Raw genomic sequence first — 22,752 nt, 5'->3', positions numbered from 1 at the left:
GGCCGGTGACCCGGTCGCCGACCGTGTCGCGGGCGGTCAGCCCAGGACCGACCGGTCCGCGCGGCCCCAGCGACCCGAGGAACGACGACCGATGAGTCCCGCCGATGCCCCTCAGGCGCTTCCCGGGCCCTATCCGATGCCGCGCCACCCTTCCGGGTCCACGCCACCGGGCACGGAAGCGTCTACGTCGTACGGCTGACGCGTGAGCACGAACGACCCGAGGTCCAGATGGTCCACGGACCCGTCCGGCCGTCGCACCACCCGCAGTACCTCTCCGGCGTAGTAGCCCTCCAGTCCCGTCCAGGTCCCGTCACCGTTCGCCCTAAACCGCGAACGCCGGCCGTTGCCGGACAGCGGCTCCAGCGAGGCGAGCCCGTCAGCCGTCAGCCGCAGACCGAACCCGTAGGTCCCCCAGTACCACTGCCCCGCCAGTTCCAGCACCGCCGACTCGACCTTCCGCAGCGGTCGCCAGGGCTCCGGGATCCGCGGCTCGGCGTCGGCGACGATCCGCAGGAGGTCGGCGCCCACCGTGGCGATCGCCGGCCCGGACGTGCAGTTCGCCAGCACCACCGCGGCCAGGTCGTCCTCCACACCGATGGTGAGCGAGGCCAGGAAGCCCGGAAGCGACCCGCTGTGGCCCACGAGGAGCCGCTCGCCCCACCGCCGCACCTCGAGCCCCAGGCCGTACGCGTACCCGGACGCCACATCCGCCGCCTCGGGCGGAGCCGCCGGAGTCCTCATCGCCCGCAGCGACTCGGCGCTCAGCACCCGGTCGTCCCCCTGGACCAGGAAGACGGCGAAGCGGGCCAAATCGCCTGTCGTGGACCACAGTTGCCCGGCCGGAGCCATCCGCCCGAGGTCCTCGTCGGGCTCGGGCAGCAGCGCATCGGCCCAGGGATGCACCGCCCAGCCCTGCGCGTGCGACGCCTCGGGGCGGGCACTCGTGCGGTGCAGACCCAGGGGTTCGAGCACTTCCCGTCGCAGAACCTCCTCCCAGGGAGCGCCCCGCAACTCCTCGACGAGCGCACCCAGCACGGTGTAGCCGGGATTCGAGTAGTGGAACCGCCGACCGACCGGATGCCGCAGCGGCTCCTCGCCCAGCACATCGGCCAGTTCGGGACGCAGCGACCCCGGAGACCTCTCCCACCAGGGCGCCGGCGACTCGGCGGCCAGCCCAGCCGTGTGCGCCAGCAGATCGGCTACGGTCGCCTCCCCCACGCCGGTGCCTGGCAGATGCTTCTCCAGCGGGTCCCCGAGGTCGAGCAGACCCTCGTCGCGCAGCCGCAGAACGAGCACGGCGGTGAAGGTCTTGGTGATCGAGCCGATGCGGTACTGCGTGTTCTGGTCCGGTGCGTGTCCGTCCACCGACGTCCGCGCACCGTGCCAGACCGTCCGCCCGCCCCGCACGACCGCGGCGACGAGCGACGGCACCCGTCCCTCGGTCTGGGCCACGGCGATCCGGTGCAGTAGCGCCCGGCGGGTACCGGGAAGCAGGTCATCCTGAGTTGTCGTCATGCCCCCAGTCCACCCGGAGCGTCCGGCACACGTCGAGCAGATTTCTCCGAACGGCCGCAGAGAGCCGTGCTCGGGCGGCCCGCGGTCGCCGGATCAGGTCTGTGCCATGTCCACGAACCGCGAGTAGTGGCCCTGGAAGGCGACCGTGATCGTCGCGGTCGGGCCGTTTCGGTGCTTGGCGACGATCAGGTCGGCCTCGCCGGCGCGGGGCGACTCCTTCTCGTAGGCGTCCTCGCGGTGCAGCAGGATGACCATGTCGGCGTCCTGCTCGATGGATCCCGACTCACGCAGGTCGGAGACCATCGGCTTCTTGTCGGTGCGCTGCTCGGGGCCACGGTTGAGCTGGGAGAGCGCGATGACCGGGATCTCCAGCTCCTTGGCCAGCAGCTTGAGGTTTCGGGACATGTCCGAGACCTCCTGCTGCCGGCTCTCGGCACGCTTGGATCCGCCGGACTGCATCAGCTGGAGATAGTCGATCACGACCAGTTTGAGGTCGTTGCGCTGCTTCAGGCGCCGGCACTTGGCACGGATCTCCATCATCGACAGGTTCGGGGAGTCGTCGATGTAGAGCGGGGCGGCCGAGACGTCCGGCATCCGGCGGGCCAGCCGCGTCCAGTCCTCGTCGGTCATCGTGCCCGAACGCATGTGGTGCAGGGCGACCCGGGCCTCGGCGGACAGCAGACGCATCGCGATCTCGTTGCGCCCCATTTCCAGCGAGAAGATGACGCTGGGCAGGTTGTTCTTGATCGACGCCGCCCGCGCGAAGTCCAGCGCGAGCGTCGACTTGCCCATCGCGGGACGCGCGGCGATGACGATCATCTGGCCCGGATGCAGACCGTTCGTCAGCGAGTCGAAGTCGGTGAACCCGGTGGGCACACCGGTCATCTCCCCGCTGCGCGAACCGATCGCCTCGATCTCGTCGAGCGCGCCCTCCATGATGTCGCCCAGCGGCAGGTAGTCCTCGCTGGTGCGCTGCTCGGTGACCGCATAGACCTCGGCCTGGGCACGGTTGACGATCTCGTCGACGTCGTCGTCGGCCGCGTATCCCATCTGGGTGATGCGCGTACCCGCCTCGACGAGGCGGCGCAGGATCGCCCGCTCGTGGACGATCTCGGCGTAGTACGCGGCGTTCGCCGCCGTCGGCACGGTCTGCACGAGCGTGTGCAGATACGAGGCACCGCCGACCTTGTTGATCTCGCCGCGCCTGGTGAGCTCGGCGGCGATGGTGATGGGGTCGGCCGGCTCGCCCTTGGCATAGACGTCGAGGATCGCCTGGTAGATCGTCTCGTGGGCCGGCTTGTAGAAGTCGTGGCCCTTGAGGATCTCCACCACGTCGGCGATGGCGTCCTTGGACAGGAGCATGCCGCCCAGGACCGACTGTTCGGCGTCGAGGTCCTGTGGGGGAACGCGTTCGAAGGCAGAGCCCCCGTCGTCCCACGCACCGTTCTCCCGGCCGCGGTCGTGCTGCTCGTCCCGGCCGCGCTCCGCGTCGGGGCGGCGGCGGGAGGCGGGCAGACGATCACTTGGACCGCTGTCGGCCCACGGGTCGTCCAAGGGCTCGGAAATGCTCACCGAGCAGCCTCCTCCCGTCCGCCGAGCGGACCTCGCCGTGCCCCTCTTTTGTACGGGACGGCACTGACAATTGAGAGGCCCAACTCCGCTTCAGGCGCGTCAGGTTTATGACGCTTTGGAGGCCGGCGGACGGAGCGGGCGCCGGACCACGGTAGGGCCCAGAACAGCGTCAGCCAATCTGGTTATCCACAGGCCATGTGGACGACCGCCCCGATGCTGTGGAGAACTCGGCGAAACCTGTGCACGAGCCGGTGGACAGCCCTGTGAAAAAGCCCTCGGCGCCACCCGCAGGACTACGCTGACCTGCTATTTTCCCGTCCACTGGCTGTGCAGAAGAAAAACTTTTCCAGTCGGATCAAGATCGCCTCGAACGGTACGCACAAGCGAACGCCACCAAACCTCAAGTAAGGAGTGCCGGGGCTTTGCATCTCTTACCTGTGGACGATTACATTGGTGCTCATGACACAGGCCCCCGCACGCCGCCCGGCCACCCGGCGCCGGCACGACCGAGAGATCGTCACGCTGGCCGTACCGGCCTTCGGCGCACTCGTCGCCGAGCCGCTGTTCGTGATGGCCGACAGCGCGATCGTCGGCCATCTCGGCACGGCGCAACTCGCCGGACTCGGTATCGCCTCGGCCCTTCTGACCACCGCCGTCAGCATCTTCGTCTTCCTCGCCTACGCCACCACGGCGGCCGTCGCCCGCCGCGTCGGCGCGGGCGATATCCGGGCAGCCATCCGCCAGGGCATGGACGGCATCTGGCTGGCGCTGCTGCTCGGGGCCGCCGTCATCGCGGTCGTCCTGCCCGCCGCGCCCGCCCTGGTGGACCTTTTCGGCGCCTCGCACACGGCGGCACCGTATGCGACGACCTATCTGCGCATCTCCTCACTCGGCATTCCGGCCATGCTCGTCGTGCTGGCCGCGACCGGAGTCCTTCGTGGGCTTCAGGACACCCGGACGCCGCTTTATGTCGCCGTCGCCGGGTTCGTCGCCAACGCCGCCCTCAATGTCGGGCTCGTCTATGGTGCCGGACTCGGCATCGCGGGCTCGGCGTGGGGCACCGTCATCGCCCAGTGCGGCATGGCGGCGGTCTACCTCTATGTGGTCGTCCGTGGAGCCCGCCGGCACCACGCCTCCCTGCGGCCCGATCGGGCCGGCATCAGGGCGTCCGCACAAGCCGGTGCCCCGCTGCTCGTCCGTACGCTCTCCCTGCGAGCGATCCTGATGATCGCCACAGCCGTGGCGGCCCGCCTCGGTGACGCGGACATCGCCGCCCACCAGATCGTCCTGTCCCTGTGGAGCCTGCTCGCGTTCGCCCTCGATGCCATCGCGATCGCCGGACAGGCCATCATCGGCCGTTATCTCGGCGCCAACGATCCGGAGGGCGCTCGCGAGGCCTGCCGGCGCATGGTGCAGTGGGGGATAGCCGTCGGCTTCGCCCTCGGGCTCCTGGTGATCCTGAGCCGACCGCTCTTCCTGTCGCTGTTCACCAGTGACGCCCTCGTCAAGGACACGGCACTGGCCGCACTGCTCCTGGTGGCGTTCTCCCAGCCGATCTGCGGCGTGGTCTTCGTCCTGGACGGTGTGCTGATGGGCGCGGGGGACGGACCGTATCTCGCCGGCGCCATGCTGGTGACCTTGGCGGTCTTCACACCTGTGGCGTTGCTCGTTCCCGTTCTGGGCGGAGGGCTCACCGCGCTCTGGGCGGCCATGACGTTGATGATGACCGTGCGGATGCTGACGCTGTGGCTGCGTTCCCGCTCGGGCCGCTGGATCGTCACGGGTGCGACACACTGACCGTTTCACGTGAAACACCGCGGGCCGCCACGTTTCACATGAAACGTCGTTTCCCGCACCTCTGACCTCAGCGCCACTGACCTCAGTCACGCGATAGGGGCCGCATCCTTGACGGATGCGGCCCCTTCACGACTGCTCAACCGAGCGGAGTGCCTTACGCGGCAACGACCTCGATGCTGACCTTGGCGGCAACCTCGGGGTGCAGACGCACAGACGTCTCGTGACCGCCCAGGGTCTTGATCGGCGCGCCCAGCTCGATGCGGCGCTTGTCGACCTCGGGACCACCGGCCGCCTTGATCGCCGAGGCGACGTCGGCCGGGGTGATGGAACCGAACAGGCGGCCGGAGTCGCCGGAGCGGACGGCCAGGCGGACCTTCACGCCCTCGAGCTGGGCCTTGATCTGGTTGGCCTGCTCGATGGTCTGGATCTCGTGGATCTTGCGAGCACGACGGATCTGCTCGACGTCCTTCTCGCCACCCTTGGTCCAGCGGATCGCGAACTTCCGCGGGATCAGGTAGTTGCGAGCGTAGCCGTCCTTGACGTCCACGACGTCGCCCGCGGCACCGAGGCCGGAGACCTCGTGGGTGAGGATGATCTTCATGTGTGGCTCACCCTTCCCTTAGCGCGCGGTGGAGGTGTAGGGCAGCAGCGCCATCTCACGGCTGTTCTTGACAGCCGTGGCGACGTCACGCTGGTGCTGCGTGCAGTTGCCGGTCACGCGACGGGCACGGATCTTGCCGCGGTCGGAAATGAACTTCCGCAGCATGTTCGTGTCCTTGTAGTCCACGTACGTGACCTTGTCCTTGCAGAATGCGCAGACCTTCTTCTTAGGCTTGCGCACAGGCGGCTTCGCCATGGTGTTTCTCCTGTGTGATCAAGAAGTGTGGGTACGGCCCGCCTAGAAGGGGGGCTCGTCCGAGTAGCCGCCACCGCCGCCGGAGCCACCGCCCCAGCCGCCGCCACCCTGGTTGCCACCGGCGGGAGCGCCGGTCGCCCACGGGTCGTCGGCGGGAGCACCGCCGCCCTGCTGGCCGCCACCGGGGCCACCGCCCCAGCCGCCGCCACCCTGGCCGCCGCCACCCTGGCCGCCGCCGTAACCACCCTGACCACCGCGGCCCGAGGTCTTGGTGACCTTGGCCGTGGCGTTGCGCAGGCTGGCACCGACTTCGTCGACGTCCAGCTCGTAGACCGTGCGCTTGACGCCCTCACGGTCCTCGTAGGACCGCTGCTTCAGCCGGCCCTGCACGATGACGCGCATGCCTCGCTGGAGCGACTCGGCGACGTTCTCCGCCGCCTGACGCCAGACCGAGCAGGTGAGGAAGAGGCTCTCGCCGTCCTTCCACTCGTTCGTCTGGCGGTCGAAGGTGCGGGGAGTGGACGCGACGCGGAACTTCGCGACCGCCGCACCGGACGGGGTGAAGCGCAGCTCGGGGTCGTCGACAAGATTGCCGACGACCGTGATGACGGTCTCGCCTGCCATGGGGGAACCTCTCGGCGGGTTTGCTCTGGCTGCTTGCTACTCGAATCCCGAGATCAGCTGAGCGAAGGGCTCAGTGGGTCTCGGGGCGGAGGACCTTGGTCCGGAGGACCGACTCGTTCAGGTTCATCTGGCGGTCGAGCTCCTTGACGACCGCAGGCTCGGCCTGCAGGTCGATGACCGAGTAGATGCCCTCGGGCTTCTTCTTGATCTCGTACGAGAGACGACGACGGCCCCAGGTGTCGACCTTCTCGACCTTTCCGCCGCCGTCACGGACGACAGAAAGGAAGTTCTCGATCAGCGGGGAGACAGAACGCTCCTCGAGATCGGGGTCGAGGATGACCATCACCTCGTAGTGACGCATGTGGAACCCACCTCCTCTGGACTCAACGGCCACGGTCGTTCCGTGGCAGGAGGGTTGTGATGCGTACGCAACAGTGCTTGCAGTACATCAGCCGCCACTGACAACGAGGGCCGGCTGACGGACTCTCCAGGTTGGCCGTGGCTCAGCCTGGGCAGACACCGTGCAGAACGTACAGACTACCCGCACACCCGCTTCCGGTTGAAATCGGGGCTCCGGACCCGTCAACCTGGACACCTCGGGTGTGCACGGCGCTAGGATGCGCCGCTTTTCGCTGGAGGTGCCCCATGGCACAGACGATGCGACCGAACACCGCCGCGGGTGGTGGCCTCCTCGCCACCGACGGCAAGTCCCACCCGGTCCAGGACACCCTGCTCGTGGTGACCCTGGTGCTGGGCGTGCTGGCGTTCATCACCGGGCTCCTCTTCCACAGCCTGCACCTGCTGAGTTCCTGGGCCGGTCTGGTGGGGATCCTCACCGGCGCGTACGGACAGTGGATCTCCGTGACGACGCGCGAGCGCTTCGGGCTGGTCCTCGGCCTCGGCGCCTCCGCGGTCGGCTTCTATCTCGGCCTGGCGCACGGCGGCCTCTTCGGCGGCCTGTTCAGCTGACACCGGGCACGCCCGGCCGCTCCTTATGGACGGCGTCCGCCGGACACCGCGGACGCCGCCCGTATGACCGCACGCCCGACGCCACGGCGGTGAACAGGCCGGGGCGAAGGTCGCGTGCGGCCAGTCTGCGCGCTCCCAGGGCGCAGTAGGCTTCGGCGCGAGAGCCGGAGCCCCTGTACCCATGGGGACACGCCAGCCCGAGGAGCGCCCCGTATGAGCCTGACCCTGAGGACCATCAGTCGAGAGCAGCATCTGGCCTACATCCAGAACCTGCCCGCGGCGAGTCACATGCAGGTCCCGGCCTGGTCAGAGGTCAAGGCGGAGTGGCGCTCGGAGAACCTGGGCTGGTTCGACGACCGCACCGGCGAACTGGTCGGCGCGGGCCTCGTCCTGTACCGCCAACTGCCCAAGATCAAGCGGTACCTCGCCTACCTGCCCGAGGGCCCGGTCATCAACTGGTTCGCGCCGAATCTCGACGACTGGATCCAGCCGATGCTGGCGCACCTGAAGCAGCAGGGCGCCTTCTCGGTGAAGATGGGCCCGCCGGTGATCATCCGCCGCTGGAACGCCGAGACCATCAAGAAGGGCATCCAGGACTCGGACGTCAAGCGCCTGCGCGACCTGGAGGCCGACTTCATCGAGCCCCGTGCCTTCGAGGTCGCCGACAAGCTGCGCCGTATGGGCTGGCAGCAGGGCGAGGACGGCGGCGCCGGCTTCGGCGACGTGCAGCCCCGCTACATCTTTCAGGTACCGCTCGCCAACCGGTCCCTGGAAGAGGTGCACAAGAACTTCAACCAGCTGTGGCGCCGCAACATCAAGAAGGCGGAGAAGGCCGGGGTCGAGGTTGTCCAGGGCGGCTACCAGGATCTCGAGGAATGGCAGCGGCTGTACGAGATCACCGCGGTGCGCGACCACTTCCGGCCCCGCCCGCTGTCGTACTTCCAGCGCATGTGGACGGCCCTCAACACCGAGGACCCCAACCGCATGCGGCTGTACTTCGCCCGGCACGACGGCGTGAACCTGGCAGCGGCGACGATGCTGATCGTCGGCGGGCACGTCTGGTACTCCTACGGCGCCTCCGACAACATCGGCCGTGAGGTCCGGCCCTCGAACGCGATGCAGTGGCGGATGCTGCGCGACGCCTACGCGCTCGGCGCCACCGTCTACGACCTGCGCGGCATCTCCGACTCGCTGGACGAGACCGACCACCTCTTCGGCCTGATCCAGTTCAAGGTCGGCACCGGCGGCCAGGCCGCCGAGTACCTCGGGGAGTGGGACTTCCCGCTGAACAAGCTGCTCCACAAGGCGCTCGACATCTACATGTCGCGCCGCTGACCTGACGCTCTTCGCTTCGACCCCGTCGACACCTTCCATACTTCTGATACACCGCACCCCCGAGAAAGGTTCCAGGTCCGGCCATGGCGCTCACGCTCTACGTCGACACCGCGCGCTGGCGGGCGCACCACAAGCACGTGCAGGAGCAGTTCCCCGGGCTGGTCCCGGTCTGCAAGGGCAACGGCTACGGATTCGGGCACGAGCGGCTGGCGGAGGAGGCCACCCGGCTGGGCTCCGACATCCTCGCCGTCGGCACGACGTACGAGGCCGCCCGCATCAAGGACTTCTTCAGCGGTGACCTGCTGGTGCTGACGCCCTACCGCCGCGGCGAGGAACCGGTGCCGCTTCCCGACCGTGTGATCCGCTCGGTGTCGTCGATCGACGGGGTGTACGGCCTCGTCGGGGCCCGTGTCGTCATCGAGGTGATGTCCTCGATGAAGCGGCACGGCATCAGCGAGCAGGACCTGCCGCAACTGCACGCCGCCATCGAGAACGTCCGGCTGGAGGGCTTCGCCATCCATCTGCCGCTGGACCGCACGGACGGTTCGGACGCCGTGGAGGAGGTCATCGGCTGGATGGACCGGCTGCGCGCGGCCCGCCTGCCGCTGCACACGATGTTCGTCAGCCACCTCAAGGCGGAGGAACTCGCCCGGTTGCAGCAGCAGTTCCCGCAGACGCAGTTCCGTGCCCGCATCGGCACACGGCTCTGGCTGGGGGACCACGAGGCCACCGAGTACCGCGGCGCGGTCCTGGACGTCACGCGGGTCACCAAGGGCGACCGTTTCGGCTACCGCCAGCAGAAGGCGGCCTCGGACGGCTTCCTGGTCGTCGTGGCCGGCGGTACGTCGCACGGGGTGGGTCTGGAGGCCCCCAAGGCGCTGCACGGCGTCATGCCGCGCGCCAAGGGCGTCGCCCGCGCCGGCCTGGCCACGGTGAACCGCAACCTCTCCCCGTACGTCTGGAGCGGCAAGCAGCGCTGGTTCGCGGAGCCGCCGCACATGCAGGTGTCGATCCTGTTCGTTCCCTCGGACGCACAAGAGCCCAAGGTCGGTGACGAGTTGGTGGCCCATCTGCGCCACACCACCACGCAGTTCGACCGGCTCATGGACCACTGAGCAGTCCCCCGAGCACCCCTTCTCGTGCGAAAGGCCGTACCCGGCAGTGCCGGGTACGGCCTTTCGCATGACCTCCTGAGGCCCTGTTCGCTCAGAGCGAACCACCCTGGGAGGCCGACGTACCCTGTCCGCCCCACTCCACCTGCGGCCCGCCGAAGTCCGCCTCCCGGTGCGGCGGACGGGCCCGGGTGCCGAGGACGAAGACGTCCTCGGCACCGTCGAGGACACCGCCCGAGGGGTCGTCGTCGCCGGCGCGGCGCACCACGTCCCGCTCCGGCATGAGGATGTCGCGCACGACGACGGCGCACAGGTACAGCGTGCCCAGCAGGTGCACGACGATCGCCCAGTGGTAGCCGTCGGTCGGCAGGCCCTTGTGGGCGTCTCCGCTGGTCGTGTACGCCAGGTACATCCAGATGCCGAAGAAGTACGCCACCTCGCAGGCCTGCCAGATCAGGAAGTCCCGCCACTTGGGGCGGGCCAGCGCGGCCAGCGGGACCAGCCACAGGACGTACTGCGGCGAGTAGACCTTGTTGGTGACGATGAAGGCCGCCACGATCAGGAAGGCGAGCTGGGCGAAGCGCGGACGGCGCGGGGCGTACAGCGTCAGCGCCGCGACACCGAGGGCGCACAGCACCACCAGCAGCGTGGCCGTGGTGTTGACGAAGTCGGTGCTCGGCGGACTGCTCGAGTTCTGGGACCAGATGAGCCAGAAGGAGCCGAAGTCGACGCCCCGGTCATGGCTGAACTTGTAGAACTGCCACCAGCCCTCCGAGGCGAAGGCCATCACCGGCAGGTTCACCACCAGCCAGGCGACGACGGCGCCCGCCAGGGCCTTGCCGAAGTCGCGCCACTTCCCCGCCCGCCAGCACAGCACGAACAGCGGGCCGAGCAGGAAGACGGGATAGAGCTTGGCGGCCGTGGCGAGGCCCAGCAGGACACCGAAGGCGACCGAGCGCCCGCGGGACCACATCAGCATCGCGACGGCCGTCAGGGCGACCGCCAGCAGGTCCCAGTTGATGGTGGCGGTCAACGCGAAGGCCGGCGCGAGAGCGACCAGCAGGCCGTCCCACGGCCGCCGGGCGTGTGTGCGGGTCACGCAGACGGCGATGACGGCCGCGCACCCCATCAGCATCCCGGCGTTGACCATCCAGTACCACTGTTCCTGGTGCTGGATGCTGCCGCTGTGCGGGGTCAGCCAGGAGGCCACCTCCATGAACACCCCGGTCAGTACGGGGTACTCCAGGTACGGCATGTCGCCGGGGAGCTTGTCGAAATAGGGCACGAGACCCTCGGCGAAGCCGCGCCCCTGGTAGAGGTGCGGAATGTCCGAGTAGCAGGCCTTCGTGTACTGCGAACTCGCACCGAAGAACCAGGCGCCGTGGTAGCAGGGCACCTTCTGGACCAGGCCGAGGGCGAACATGCCGATCGCGACGAGCGCGACGACCCGTACGGGGGTCCACCAGGACCTCCCGAGCAGGGCACGCCGCCCGACGGGGCCGCCGATCAGCTCACTGCCGGCCGCCGCGACCTCGTCCTCCTTGGTGGGCCGCACCGGGTCCGGCTCGTGCACGCTCGCTTGCGTCGATTCAGCACTGGGCATGGGGCACATCCTGCCGTACCCGTCCGGGAAGCGCCGAGGGCCGCCGCACCCGGCAGGTGCGGCGGCCCTCGTTTCACGTGAAACACCCTCGTGAGACGGTCAGGCGGCTAGTTGGTCGGGCCTCCGAAGAAGCCTCCGTTGCCGTTGCCCCGGTTGCCGCCTCCGTTTCCGTTGCCGCTGCCTGAATCGGTCGGTGACGGCGTCGGGGTGAGGCCTCCGTCCACACCGCCGTCGCCCGTACCACCGCCGTTGCCGTTGCCGTTGCCGTTGCCGTCGCAGCCGAAGAAGCCGCAGCGCGACTTGGACGGCGAGGGGGTCGGGCTGGGCTCGACCTCGCTGGGCGTGGGAGACGGCGTCGGGCTGGCCTCCTCGGTCGGGGTGGCCGAGGGCGTCGGGGTGGGGCTGGGCACCGGGTTGACGATCTCGCCGATGGGCTCAGGCTTCGGGAACTTCTCGACCGGCGCATCCTGGAGCGCCTCCAGCATGTAGTCGTGCCAGATCTCGGACGGGAACGAGGCGCCATGGATCTTGTCCTGGCCACCCGTGCCGTACATCTCCTCGAACTTGCGCGACTTGTTCTTCTCGTTGTCGTCCAGCCGGAACATGCCGATCGCCGTGGACAGTTGCGGGGTGTACCCGACGAACCAGGCGGACTTGTTTCCGTCCGTGGTACCGGTCTTGCCAGCCACCTCACGCCCGGGCAGTTGGGCGTTTTTGCCCGTACCCTTCTCGACCACGGTCTTGAGGATGTCCGTGACGTTGTCGGCGACCACCGACTCGAAGGCCTGCGTGGGCTTGACCTTGTGCTCGTAGATCGGCCCGTCCTTGTCCTTGACCTCCAGGACGGAGAACGGGTCGTTCTGCTCACCACTCTTGGCGAAGGTGGCGTAGGCGCCCGCCATGCGGATGGCGCTGGGGTCGGAGATGCCGATGGAGAAGGACGGGAAGCTGGTGCCGGTCAGGCTGTTCTCCTTCAGACCGGCGTCGAGGGCGGCCTGCTTGACCTTGTCGAGACCGACATCCATGCCGAGCTGCACGAAGGCGGAGTTCACCGACCACTGCATCGCCTCGCGCAGGTCGATCATGTAGCTCGGGGGCTTTCCGCGCGACTCGTTACCGTCGTTGGTCTGCAGCCACTCCTCGTCCTTCTCATTCCTCCAGATGGTCCCGTCGTAGTTCTTGATCTTGAGCTTGTTCTTACCGCTGAACCGGCTCTTGGGCGACACCTGGGTGCGTTCGTCCTGTGGCTGCGATTCGAGCCCGCTGGGGTCGCGGACGCCGTCCCGCATGGCCGCGGCCAGCACGAACGGCTTGAAGGTCGAGCCGACCTGGGCACCGGTCGCGTCGGCGTTGTTGGTGAAGTGCCGGGTCGCGTCCTCACCGCCGTAGATCGCCACGATGGCACCCGTCTTCGCGTCCACCGAGGCTCCGCCGAACTGGACGTGCGTGTCCGTCTTCGGGCGCAGCTTGGGGTTGATGTTCGCCTTCTGGACCTTCTTGACCGCGTTTTCGAGCTTCGTGACCTTCTTCTTGTCGAAGGTCGTCTTGATCGTGTATCCGCCCATCCGCAGCTTGTCCGCGGTGATGCCGGTCTCGTCGCTGTGGGTGACCAGATAGCTGTTGGCCAGGTCCACGAGGTAGCCGGTCTGACCGGTCAACTGGGTGTTCGACCGCGGGTTCTTCCAGTCGGGGAGCTTGGTGTACTTGGCCCGCTCCGTGGGGCTCAGACGCTTGCCCTCGACCATCTTGTCGAGCGTGTCCTGCATCTGCGTCCAGGCCCGGACGGAGTTCTTCTCCGCGGTGGCTCCAACGGGGTCGACGGAGGTCTGGCCCGCCGGGTCGTAGTAAGCCGCGCCCTTGAGCATCGCGGACAGGAAGGCGCACTCGCCCGGGTTCAGCTTGAGGGCGTCCTTGTTGAAGTAGGCGCGCGCGGCCGCCTGGATCCCGTAGGCACCCCGGCCGTAGTAGGCCGAGTTCAGGTAGCCCGCCAGGATCTCCTTCTTGTCGACGGTCGTGCCCACCTTGACCGAGATGAAGATCTCCTTGAACTTACGGGAGATCGTCTGCGACTGGTCGTCCAGCCTCGCGTTCTTCACGTACTGCTGGGTGATGGTGGAACCACCCTGGGTCTGGCCGCCGGTGGCCATGTTGAAGAACGCGCGGGCGATGCCCTTGGGGTCGATGCCGCTGTCGGAGTAGAAGGTCTTGTTCTCCTGAGAGATGACCGCCCACTGCATCGCCTCGGGGATCTGCGACAGGTTGACGATCTGCCGGTTCGTCTCACCACCCGTCGAGACCATCGGTGTGCCGTCGGACCAGAGGTAGACGTTGTTCTGCGCGGTAGCGGTCTGGGCGACATCGGGCACGCCCACCATGGCGTACCCGATACCGGCGACCGCCACCAGACTCCCGACGAAGCCGATGAACAGCCCCGTCACGAGCTTCCAGGACGGCGTCCAGCGGCGCCATCCGTCCTTGCCCGCGCGCGGGTAGTCGACGATTCGGTTCTTGGCGGGCGGCGCCGCCCGGCCCCGGCCGCGCCCGGGCCCGTTCGGGCCGCCGGGGCCGGCGGGCCGGCCACGACGGCCGCCACCTCTCTGTGCCGCCCGCCGAGCGGCGGCACGGCCCTCGTACGGGCGCTCCTCACCTCCCGCGCCATACGAACCCGACCCCGGACCCGGCCCTTGGGAACCGGATCCATAGGAATCGGCAGGGGATCCGCTGGCGCCTCGCGGTGCCGCGCGGCGGCCGGGGGACGAGCCGGACTGGCCGCGTCGGGCCGCGGCACGTCCGCCTCCCTGCGGCTGCGGCGGTTTGCGACGGTGCTCGCTCATCGAACGATTACTCCTCGGGCAGGCGCACCCTTGCGCGCCTGGAAACGGCGGCTGGTTTCCGGTCCCCCCGAAGTACGGATGTGGTCGGTCGCGTATTCACCCGTACCGCACCGGGGACGAGGACGTCCCCCAGGCGTCACTTGGTTCCCGGCGGTGTGCATGGCGCACAGACTACGCACTGGCAAAACCCGCTGAGCCTCGAAGTTCACCCCAAATCAGGCAACTTGCCTCCGACTGGCCTGCGATGTGATCCCGTTCACCCTGCCCCCTCTTGTCGCATCCGGGGCTGGGATCTATCGTCGTGATGTATCGAGTCGATACATCAGCGCGAGATAAGCATCGCCATGGCACCCGGAGCGGCACCCGCCGCCGCCGGATCGTGGGAGAGAGGAGGCGACGATGGGCCGGCGTTCCGGCATCCTCGAGTTCGCCGTTCTCGGCCTGCTCCGCGAATCTCCGATGCACGGCTACGAGCTGCGCAAACGACTCAATACGTCACTGGGTGTGTTCCGTGCGTTCAGCTACGGGACGCTCTATCCCTGCCTCAAGACGCTGGTCGCCAACGGCTGGTTGATCGAGGAGCCGGGGAACGCTCCTGAGGACGCCGTCTCCGCCGCGCTCGCGGGGCGCCGCGCCAAAATCGTCTACCGGTTGACGGCCGAAGGTAAGGAGCACTTCGAGGAGCTGTTGTCGCAGACGGGCCCCGACACGTACGAGGACGAGCACTTCGCCGCGCGCTTCGCCTTCTTCGGGCAGACGTCGCGCGACGTACGCATGCGCGTGCTGGAGGGCCGCCGCAGCCGGCTGGAGGAGCGCCTGGAGAAGATGCGCTCCTCTCTGGCGCGCACCCGGGAGCGCCTCGACGACTACACACTCGAGCTCCAGCGCCACGGCATGGAGTCCGTGGAGCGCGAAGTGCGCTGGCTGAACGAGCTCATCGAGAGCGAGCGGGCCGGGCGGGACCTCAAGGGTTCCGCCTCCGGGGGACCCGCGTCGCTGGACACCACCAATGGAGCGACGGGCGGCCTGCCCCGGTCCGGGGAGTCTCCCCGGCCGGATACGCCCGACGACACCGCCACGTGAGGTCCCGTCGGGGCTTCACCGATTACACACAGGGAGCAACCGGAATGGGTTCGGTTCGCGTAGCCATCGTCGGCGTGGGCAACTGCGCCGCGTCGCTGGTGCAGGGCGTCGAGTACTACAAGGACGCCGACCCGGCGTCGAAGGTCCCGGGCCTCATGCACGTGCAGTTCGGCGACTACCACGTGCGTGACATCGAGTTCGTCGCCGCCTTCGACGTCGACGCGAAGAAGGTCGGCCTGGACCTCGCGGACGCCATCGGCGCCTCCGAGAACAACACCATCAAGATCTGCGACGTGCCCAGCACCGGTGTGACGGTTCAGCGCGGCCACACCCTCGACGGTCTCGGCAAGTACTACCGGGAGACCATCGAGGAGTCCGCCGAGACCCCGGTCGACGTCGTCCAGATCCTCAAGGACAAGCAGATCGACGTCCTGGTCTGCTACCTGCCCGTGGGCTCCGAGGACGCGGCGAAGTTCTACGCCCAGTGCGCCATCGAGGCCAAGGTCGCCTTCGTCAACGCGCTCCCGGTCTTCATCGCCGGCACCAAGGAGTGGGCGGACAAGTTCACCGAGGCGGGCGTCCCGATCGTCGGCGACGACATCAAGTCGCAGGTGGGCGCGACCATCACGCACCGCGTCATGGCGAAGCTGTTCGAGGACCGCGGTGTCATCCTGGACCGCACCATGCAGCTGAACGTCGGCGGCAACATGGACTTCAAGAACATGCTGGAGCGCGACCGCCTGGAGTCCAAGAAGATCTCCAAGACGCAGGCCGTCACCTCCCAGATCCCCGACCGGGACCTCGGCGAGAAGAACGTCCACATCGGCCCGTCCGACTACGTGGCCTGGCTCGACGACCGCAAGTGGGCCTACGTCCGCCTCGAGGGCCGCGCCTTCGGCGACGTCCCGCTGAGCCTGGAGTACAAGCTCGAGGTCTGGGACTCCCCGAACTCCGCCGGTGTCATCATCGACGCCCTGCGCGCCGCGAAGATCGCCAAGGACCGGGGCATCGGCGGTCCGATCCTGTCGGCGTCCTCGTACTTCATGAAGTCCCCGCCGGTGCAGTACTTCGACGACGAGGCCCGCGAGAACGTGGAGAAGTTCATCCGCGGCGAGGTCGAGCGCTAGAGAGCGCTTCGCAAAACCGCTCCTGCCAGGGCTGTTGGGCCCCCGTCCGTGTACGCCGTGCGTGCACTCGGGGGCCCTCCCACATGTGAGGCTGTGCCCCATGGCCGTCGTCCGTGACCTGCGTGTCCTGCTGCGCCTGAGGAACTTCAGACGCCTGCTCGCCGTGCGGGTGCTCTCCCAGAGCGCCGACGGCGTCTACCAGGTCGCGCTCGCCACCTACGTCGTCTTCTCCCCGGAGAAGCAGACCTCGCCCGCCGCGATCGCCTCCGCGATGGCGGTCCTGCTCCTGCCGTACTCCCTGGTCGGCCCCTTCGCGGGCGTCCTGCTGGACCGCTGGCGCCGCCGCCAGGTCTTCCTCTACGGCAACCTGGCGCGTGCCGTGATGGCGACCGCCACGGCCGTGCTGATGGTCGCCGCCGTGCCGGACTGGCTGTTCTACGTCTCCGCGCTGTGCGTCACCGCCGTCAACCGCTTCGTCCTCGCCGGCCTGTCGGCCGCGCTGCCGCGCGTCGTCGACGCCGAGCGGCTGGTGATGGCCAACTCGCTGTCGCCGACCGCCGGCTCCCTGGCCGCGTTCGCGGGTGGCGGTCTCGCCTTCGTCGTACGGCTGGTGGGAGCGGACTCCGACGCGGCCGTGGTGCTGCTGGGGGCCGCCCTGTACCTGTGCGCGGCACTGACCTCGCTGCTCATGGCACCGGATCTGCTCGGGCCCGACCGGGAACCGGAGCGGACACGGCTGGGCGCGGCACTGACCGTCACCGCACGCGACCTGATGGCGGCTGTTCGGCACCTCGCCGCGCCGTCCCGGCGGCAGGCCGCCTGGGCACTGGCCTCGATGACGCTGATGCGGTTCTGCTACGGGGCACTGACCGTCATGGTGCTGATGCTGTGCCGCTACGGCCTGACCTCTAACACACGGGAGGGACTGCGTCTGCTCGGGCTGGCGCTGGCCCTCTCCGGCGCCGGGTTCTTCGCGGCGGCCGTGATGACACCGTGGGCGGCGGGCCGGCTCGGACCGGCCCGCTGGATCGCCGTGTGCGCCGGCTCCGCCGCGGTTCTCGAGCCCGCCCTGGGCCTGCCCTTCGCCACCGGCCCCCTGCTCGTCGCGGCGTTCGTGCTGGGGCTGACCACCCAGGGCGCGAAGATCTCCACGGACACGATGGTGCAGTCCGCGGTCGACGACGGCTTCCGCGGCCGGATCTTTTCCGTGTACGACGTGCTGTTCAACGTGGCGTTCGTCGGCGCCGCGGGGGTCGCCGCGCTGATGCTGCCGCCCGACGGCCGCTCGACCGTGCTCGTCGTCATGATCGCCGTGATCTACGGAGCGGTTGCGGTCACTATGACCCGCTTTGCAGGCTGATAAGTGTCACATCAATGCCACAGAGTCCCAGTGGACTACAGCAGTGTCCAGTCATGGCCTGTAACTTACGTGCGTCTTATTTCGACAGCATGTTCCTGCCATCATGCCCAAGTTCCAGGGGGACCCCCAAGTGACCACTCCGCCGCCGCCCCAGGGCCAGAACCCGCACGCCCAGGCGCCCAACGCTCCCATGGGGCAGCAGCCCGGTCAGCCCGGATCCCCGCAGCAGCCCTACCCGCCGCAGGCTCCGTACGCCCCCTTCCCCCAGCAGCAGGGTGCACCGGTCCCGCCGCCCGTTCCGCCGAAGTCCGGGGCCAAGAAGGCGCTGGGCATCATCGGGGCGATCGTCGTCGCTGTCGCCATCCTCCTCGTCAAGTTCGGCATCGGCTGGTGGTTCAGCCAGAACGACGCCGAGACAACCTCGGTGGGTGCCTGCCTGCACAACAAGGGAACGGACTCCAACCCCGACCTCAAGGAGGTCGGCTGCTCGTCCAGTGAGGCCGAGTACAAGGTGGTCCAGAAGTTCGACGGCTCCTCCGACGAGGACAAGTGCGAAGGCGTCAAGGGGTGGACCATCTCCTACGTCCAGTCCGGAGGCGGGCACGATGTGGTGCTGTGCCTGAAGGAGACGCAGTAACACCCGCATGACCCATGACTGAGGGGCGATGTTTCACGTGAAACATCGCCCCTCGGCGTTTCCCGGGCCCGTGTTTCACGTGAAACACAGGCCCTCTTCACACGACCTCAGCCCTGCTCCTCCTGCTCGGCCCACCACTCCTTGAGGGCCGCCACCGCCGCATCGTGCTCCATCGGGCCGTTCTCGAGGCGGAGCTCCAGCAGGTACTTGTACGCCTTGCCGACGGCCGGGCCGGGCTTGACGCCCAGGATCTCCATGATCTGGTTGCCGTCGAGGTCCGGGCGGATCGCGTCGAGTTCTTCCCGCTCCTGGAGCTGGGCGATGCGCTCCTCCAGACCGTCGTACGCGCGGGACAGCGCGGCCGCCTTGCGCTTGTTGCGGGTGGTGCAGTCCGAGCGGGTCAGTTTGTGGAGACGGTCGAGCAGCGGGCCGGCGTCGCGGACGTAGCGGCGGACAGCCGAGTCCGTCCACTCGCCGGTGCCGTAGCCATGGAACCGCAGGTGGAGTTCGACCAGCCGTGAAACGTCCTTCACCAGCTCGTTGGAGTACTTCAGCGCGATCATGCGCTTCTTGGTCATCTTCGCGCCGACCACCTCGTGATGGTGGAAGGAGACCCGGCCGTCCTTCTCGAAGCGGCGCGTGCGCGGCTTGCCGATGTCGTGCAGAAGGGCAGCAAGGCGGAGGGCCAGGTCGGGTTCCTCCTCCAGCGCCATCGCCTGCTCCAGCACGATCAGCGTGTGGTCGTAGACATCCTTGTGCCGGTGGTGCTCGTCACTCTCCAGGCGCAGGGCGGGCAGCTCGGGCAGGACATGGCCGGCGAGACCGTTGTCGACGAGCAGGGTCAGGCCCTTGCGCGGGTGGGCCGACAGGATCAGCTTGTTCAGCTCGTCCCGGACCCGCTCGGCCGAGACGATCTCGATGCGCCCCGCCATGTCCTTGATCGCGGTGACGACCTCGGGGGCGACGTCGAAGTCGAGCTGGGCGGCGAAGCGCGCGGCCCGCATCATGCGCAGCGGATCGTCGGAGAAGGACTCCTCGGGTGTGCCCGGGGTGCGCAGCACACGCGCCTCGAGGTCGCCGATCCCGCCGTGCGGGTCGATGAACGTCTTCTCCGGCAGCGCCACGGCCATGGCGTTGACCGTGAAGTCACGGCGGACGAGGTCCTCCTCGATGGAGTCGCCGTACGACACCTCGGGCTTGCGCGAGGAGCGGTCGTAGGCCTCGGACCGGTAGGTGGTCACCTCGATCTGGAAGCACCGGTCGGCGTCCCCGACGCGGGCCTGCTTCTGCGCCCCGACCGTGCCGAAGGCGATCCCGACCTCCCAGACGGCGTCCGCCCATGGCCGCACGATCTTCAGTACGTCCTCGGGGCGGGCGTCGGTCGTGAAGTCCAGGTCGTTGCCGAGCCGGCCGAGCAGCGCGTCCCGGACCGAGCCTCCGACCAGGGCGAGAGAGAACCCGGCCTCCTGGAAACGGCGCGCGAGCTCGTCGGCGACGGGGGCCACCCGCAGCAACTCGCTCACCGCGCGCTGCTGCACCTGGTTCAGGGCAGGGGAAGTGTCTTCGTTGGCGTTCGGCACAACAGAAAAGGGTACGTGGCCCGGACACTCGACCGCGCCGTCATTGTTCGGGCACGGGGCTCGGCCGGTCCATCGGAACGACACCAGCGACCCCTTTGTTACCTACTCAAACCCTGTCTTTGTGACGTAACGAACAGCATCCCCGGATACGGGCATATCCAGGGTGTCCACTCGCGTCCAGCGATCTTGATACCGCCTCCGTGGCACTTCCCCTCGGCGCACATCGTTACCATGCGTGGACGCACATTCCGACGACCACTGACGACGAGGGACGGGCGAGCGCGTGGCCGAGGCGGCAGACTTCCAGGGGACCAGTCCCTCACCTGCCCGCCGCCGGTTGCGGCGTGCCGGGGCGCTGCTCGCCGGAGCACCGCTGCTGGCCGCTCTGCTCCAACTGCCCGCCATGCCGTCCGCACACGCCGCCGGGCAGGAGTCCCAGCAGGCCGCGTCGGGCTCGCGCACAGTGGCCGTCTCCCTCGACTCGCTCAGCCCCAGCACCCCCTCGGACGGGGACACGCTGACCGTCTCCGGCACGGTGACGAACAAGGGCAAGCAGGCCGTCACCGACGCCCACGTGGGCCTGCGTGTGGGCCCGGAGCTGGACACCCGCTCGGCGATCGACAGCGTGGCCCAGCGCGGACGGTTCGATCCGGCCGCCGACGGCCCCGAGGTTGGCGACAAGTACGTCCAGAAGTTCACCCAGCTCGCTCCGGGCGTCGCCCAGCATTTCAGCGTCTCCGTGCCGGTCGACAAGCTGAACCTCGGCACGAACGGGGTCTACGAGCTCTCCGTCTCGCTGTCCGGCCAGACTTCCGCCCAGCCCTGGGAGCAGGTCCTGGGCATCCAGCGCACATTCCTGCCGTGGCAGCCGAACGACGCGGGCACGAAGACGAAGACGACCTATCTGTGGCCGCTCGTGTCCGACGTCCACATGACGGCCGAGACGGGCCCCGGAGCACAGCAGACGCCGGTCTTCCTCGACGACGACCTCGCCAAGGACATCGCTCCCGGCGGACGCCTGGAGCAGATGCTGTCGCTGGGCAAGGTTCTCGACGTCACCTGGGTGATCGACCCCGACCTGCTGGCGTCCGTCGACGCCATGACCCGTAACTACCGCATCCAGGCCGGGGACGGCGCACCCGTGCCGGGCACCCATCAGGATGTCGCCAAGAAGTGGCTCTCCGAGCTCCAGCAGGCGGTGGCGGGCAAGGACGTCGTGGCACTGCCCTTCGCCGACCCCGACCTGGCCTCCCTCGCCCACCACGGCACGAGCGTCACCGGCTCACTGAGTCAGTTCAAGGACGCCACCGACGTCGCCGCCGGCACGGTGGAGACGGTGCTCCACGTGAAACCGAACACGGACTTCGCCTGGCCCGTGGACGGCGCCATCGACCGGTCGATCGTCAAGGTCGCCACCTCCGCGGGCGCCGACAAGGTCATCACGCGCAGCGACAGCCTCCAGGAGACCGGCGGGCTCACCTACACGCCCTCCGCCGCCCGTCCGATCGGTGGCGGCACCACGGCGGTCGTCGCGGACGCCCGCCTGTCGACGGCGTTCGAGGGCGATATGACGCAGGCCGGCGCCACCACGCTCGCCGTGCAGCAGTTCCTCGCCCAGAGCCTGGAGCTCGACAGCCAGACGAGTCGGCAGCGCAGCATCGTCGTGGCCCCGCAGCGCATGCCCACCGCCCCCCAGGCCCAGGCCATGGCGCAGGCGCTGACGGCCCTCCAGCAGAGCACCTGGTCCCAATCGCAGGACCTGAACGCGGCCGCCGCGGCCAAGCCTGACCCCAGTGCCACCACGAAGATCCCGTCCACCGCGGACTACCCCTCCTCGCTGCGCAAGAAGGAACTCGGGCGAGCCGCCTTCTGGGCGATCGCCAGGACGCAGGGCAAGCTCGACAACTTCCAGGTCGTCCTCACCGACCCGTCCCGGGTCGTCACGCCCTTCGGACGGGGCATGAACCGCGAGATGGCCACGTCGTGGCGCGGCCGGGCCGGTGAGGCGTCCAGCTTCCGGGACGGCGTGGAGGCGTATCTCGACGACCTCTCCGAGCAGGTCAAGCTGATCGACAAGTCGGAGACGAAGCTCTCCGGCCGCAGTGCCACGATCCCGGTGACGGTGCAGAACAACCTGGTGCAGGGTGTCGACCACCTGATGCTGAGGCTCACCTCGACCAACCCCACCCGCCTCAAGATCCGCGGCAAGGCGTACGCGGAGCAGCCCATCGCGGTCTCCGGCGGGCACAGCCAGTCCGTGAAGTTCCCCACGTCGGCCAACGCCAACGGCCCCGTGACGGTGGTCGCCCAGCTCTACACGCAGGACGGCCAGGAATACGGTGCGCCTGTCACCTTCGACGTGAAGGTCACCGAGATCACGGCCACGGTGATGCTGGTCATCGGCGGCGGCGTCCTGCTGCTCGTCCTCGCCGGCTTTCGCATGTACACCCAGCGCAAGCGGGCGACGGCCAAGGAGGCCGCCCAGGACCCGCAGGACGCCGGGAGCGCCGAGGAGGCGCAGGACGGTGAGGACGGCGCCGGAGAAGCCGGTGAGAGCGCGGCCGAGCCGGAAGGCGGCGAGCCGGAGAGCCTCGACGGCACTGCCGGTCGTCTCACAGAAGAGTCCGGCACCCGGTCCCGGGCAGACGACCCGGAGCAGCCGAGTGACCCGACACCGGACACCGCAGCGGAAAACGCAGACCCGTCCGGCACGGGTGAGAAAGTGGACCGTTGAGGATGTCGTGGCCC

General features: G+C 68.5%; 18 protein-coding genes. 9 read left to right on the top strand and 9 right to left on the bottom strand.

Features of this window, described 5'->3' with window-relative positions; translation table 11 throughout:
- Window positions 1-129: 129 nt before the first annotated feature.
- Entirely contained in the window at window positions 130-1,515 is a 1,386-nt protein-coding gene (locus ABZ818_RS13670) for a serine hydrolase domain-containing protein (protein WP_361413604.1), read from the bottom strand.
- 93 nt (window positions 1,516-1,608) lie between these two features.
- Complete coding sequence (gene dnaB / locus ABZ818_RS13665) at window positions 1,609-3,087, bottom strand: replicative DNA helicase (RefSeq protein ID WP_361413601.1); 1,479 nt, start codon at window positions 3,085-3,087, stop codon at window positions 1,609-1,611.
- A gap of 459 nt (window positions 3,088-3,546) precedes the next feature.
- Between dnaB and ABZ818_RS13660 the strand changes: the two genes are divergently transcribed.
- On the top strand, window positions 3,547-4,884 hold the full coding sequence (locus tag ABZ818_RS13660; RefSeq protein ID WP_361413599.1) for an MATE family efflux transporter: 1,338 nt from the start codon (window positions 3,547-3,549) through the stop codon (window positions 4,882-4,884).
- A gap of 154 nt (window positions 4,885-5,038) precedes the next feature.
- Here ABZ818_RS13660 and rplI read toward each other — a convergent pair whose 3' ends face one another.
- The 4 genes from rplI to rpsF all read right to left on the bottom strand — a co-directional run bounded on the left by rplI (window position 5,039) and on the right by rpsF (window position 6,725).
- Window positions 5,039-5,485 (bottom strand): 50S ribosomal protein L9, encoded by a 447-nt coding sequence (gene rplI, locus ABZ818_RS13655; RefSeq protein ID WP_361413596.1) that lies wholly within the window; start codon window positions 5,483-5,485, stop codon window positions 5,039-5,041.
- Window positions 5,486-5,503: 18 nt separating this feature from the next.
- Entirely contained in the window at window positions 5,504-5,740 is a 237-nt protein-coding gene (gene rpsR / locus ABZ818_RS13650) for a 30S ribosomal protein S18 (RefSeq protein WP_003949403.1), read from the bottom strand.
- A gap of 42 nt (window positions 5,741-5,782) precedes the next feature.
- Window positions 5,783-6,364, bottom strand: a complete 582-nt coding sequence (locus ABZ818_RS13645; RefSeq protein ID WP_361413594.1) for a single-stranded DNA-binding protein — start codon at window positions 6,362-6,364, stop codon at window positions 5,783-5,785.
- Window positions 6,365-6,434: 70 nt separating this feature from the next.
- Window positions 6,435-6,725: a 30S ribosomal protein S6 gene (rpsF, locus tag ABZ818_RS13640; protein ID WP_019324683.1), complete on the bottom strand. Its 291-nt coding sequence runs from the start codon at window positions 6,723-6,725 to the stop codon at window positions 6,435-6,437.
- A gap of 284 nt (window positions 6,726-7,009) precedes the next feature.
- On the opposite strand from rpsF, the gene ABZ818_RS13635 reads away from it, so the two are divergent.
- From ABZ818_RS13635 to ABZ818_RS13625, 3 genes are all read left to right on the top strand, one after another.
- On the top strand, window positions 7,010-7,333 hold the full coding sequence (locus tag ABZ818_RS13635; RefSeq protein ID WP_361413592.1) for a hypothetical protein: 324 nt from the start codon (window positions 7,010-7,012) through the stop codon (window positions 7,331-7,333).
- A 213-nt stretch (window positions 7,334-7,546) separates the two neighbouring features.
- The gene (gene femX / locus ABZ818_RS13630; protein WP_361413589.1) at window positions 7,547-8,668 is read left to right on the top strand and encodes a peptidoglycan bridge formation glycyltransferase FemX; all 1,122 of its coding nucleotides are present in this window, start codon (window positions 7,547-7,549) and stop codon (window positions 8,666-8,668) included.
- A gap of 83 nt (window positions 8,669-8,751) precedes the next feature.
- Window positions 8,752-9,783 (top strand): alanine racemase, encoded by a 1,032-nt coding sequence (locus ABZ818_RS13625; protein WP_361413586.1) that lies wholly within the window; start codon window positions 8,752-8,754, stop codon window positions 9,781-9,783.
- 91 nt (window positions 9,784-9,874) lie between these two features.
- Here ABZ818_RS13625 and ABZ818_RS13620 read toward each other — a convergent pair whose 3' ends face one another.
- Both ABZ818_RS13620 and ABZ818_RS13615 read right to left on the bottom strand, forming a co-directional pair.
- Complete coding sequence (locus tag ABZ818_RS13620) at window positions 9,875-11,383, bottom strand: glycosyltransferase 87 family protein (protein ID WP_361413583.1); 1,509 nt, start codon at window positions 11,381-11,383, stop codon at window positions 9,875-9,877.
- Window positions 11,384-11,490: 107 nt separating this feature from the next.
- Window positions 11,491-14,217 (bottom strand): transglycosylase domain-containing protein, encoded by a 2,727-nt coding sequence (locus ABZ818_RS13615; protein ID WP_361413581.1) that lies wholly within the window; start codon window positions 14,215-14,217, stop codon window positions 11,491-11,493.
- A gap of 399 nt (window positions 14,218-14,616) precedes the next feature.
- On the opposite strand from ABZ818_RS13615, the gene ABZ818_RS13610 reads away from it, so the two are divergent.
- The 4 genes from ABZ818_RS13610 to ABZ818_RS13595 all read left to right on the top strand — a co-directional run bounded on the left by ABZ818_RS13610 (window position 14,617) and on the right by ABZ818_RS13595 (window position 18,424).
- Window positions 14,617-15,300 (top strand): PadR family transcriptional regulator, encoded by a 684-nt coding sequence (locus ABZ818_RS13610; protein ID WP_361413578.1) that lies wholly within the window; start codon window positions 14,617-14,619, stop codon window positions 15,298-15,300.
- Between the two features lie 44 nt (window positions 15,301-15,344).
- Window positions 15,345-16,427, top strand: a complete 1,083-nt coding sequence (locus ABZ818_RS13605; protein WP_361413576.1) for an inositol-3-phosphate synthase — start codon at window positions 15,345-15,347, stop codon at window positions 16,425-16,427.
- Between the two features lie 100 nt (window positions 16,428-16,527).
- A complete protein-coding gene (locus ABZ818_RS13600) occupies window positions 16,528-17,787 on the top strand; it encodes an MFS transporter (RefSeq protein ID WP_361413573.1) in 1,260 nt (419 codons plus the stop codon).
- Window positions 17,788-17,890: 103 nt separating this feature from the next.
- Entirely contained in the window at window positions 17,891-18,424 is a 534-nt protein-coding gene (locus tag ABZ818_RS13595) for a hypothetical protein (RefSeq protein ID WP_361413571.1), read from the top strand.
- A 107-nt stretch (window positions 18,425-18,531) separates the two neighbouring features.
- Here ABZ818_RS13595 and ABZ818_RS13590 read toward each other — a convergent pair whose 3' ends face one another.
- A complete protein-coding gene (locus ABZ818_RS13590) occupies window positions 18,532-20,004 on the bottom strand; it encodes a CCA tRNA nucleotidyltransferase (protein WP_361413568.1) in 1,473 nt (490 codons plus the stop codon).
- Window positions 20,005-20,287: 283 nt separating this feature from the next.
- Between ABZ818_RS13590 and ABZ818_RS13585 the strand changes: the two genes are divergently transcribed.
- On the top strand, window positions 20,288-22,738 hold the full coding sequence (locus ABZ818_RS13585) for a DUF6049 family protein (protein WP_361413565.1): 2,451 nt from the start codon (window positions 20,288-20,290) through the stop codon (window positions 22,736-22,738).
- Window positions 22,739-22,752 lie beyond the last annotated feature (14 nt).

The organism is Streptomyces sp. NPDC047453, assembly GCF_040643155.1.
Lineage (GTDB): Bacteria > Actinomycetota > Actinomycetes > Streptomycetales > Streptomycetaceae > Streptomyces.
Note: the sequence above shows the minus strand (reverse complement) of the source record. Positions and strands in the feature narration are given on the sequence as shown.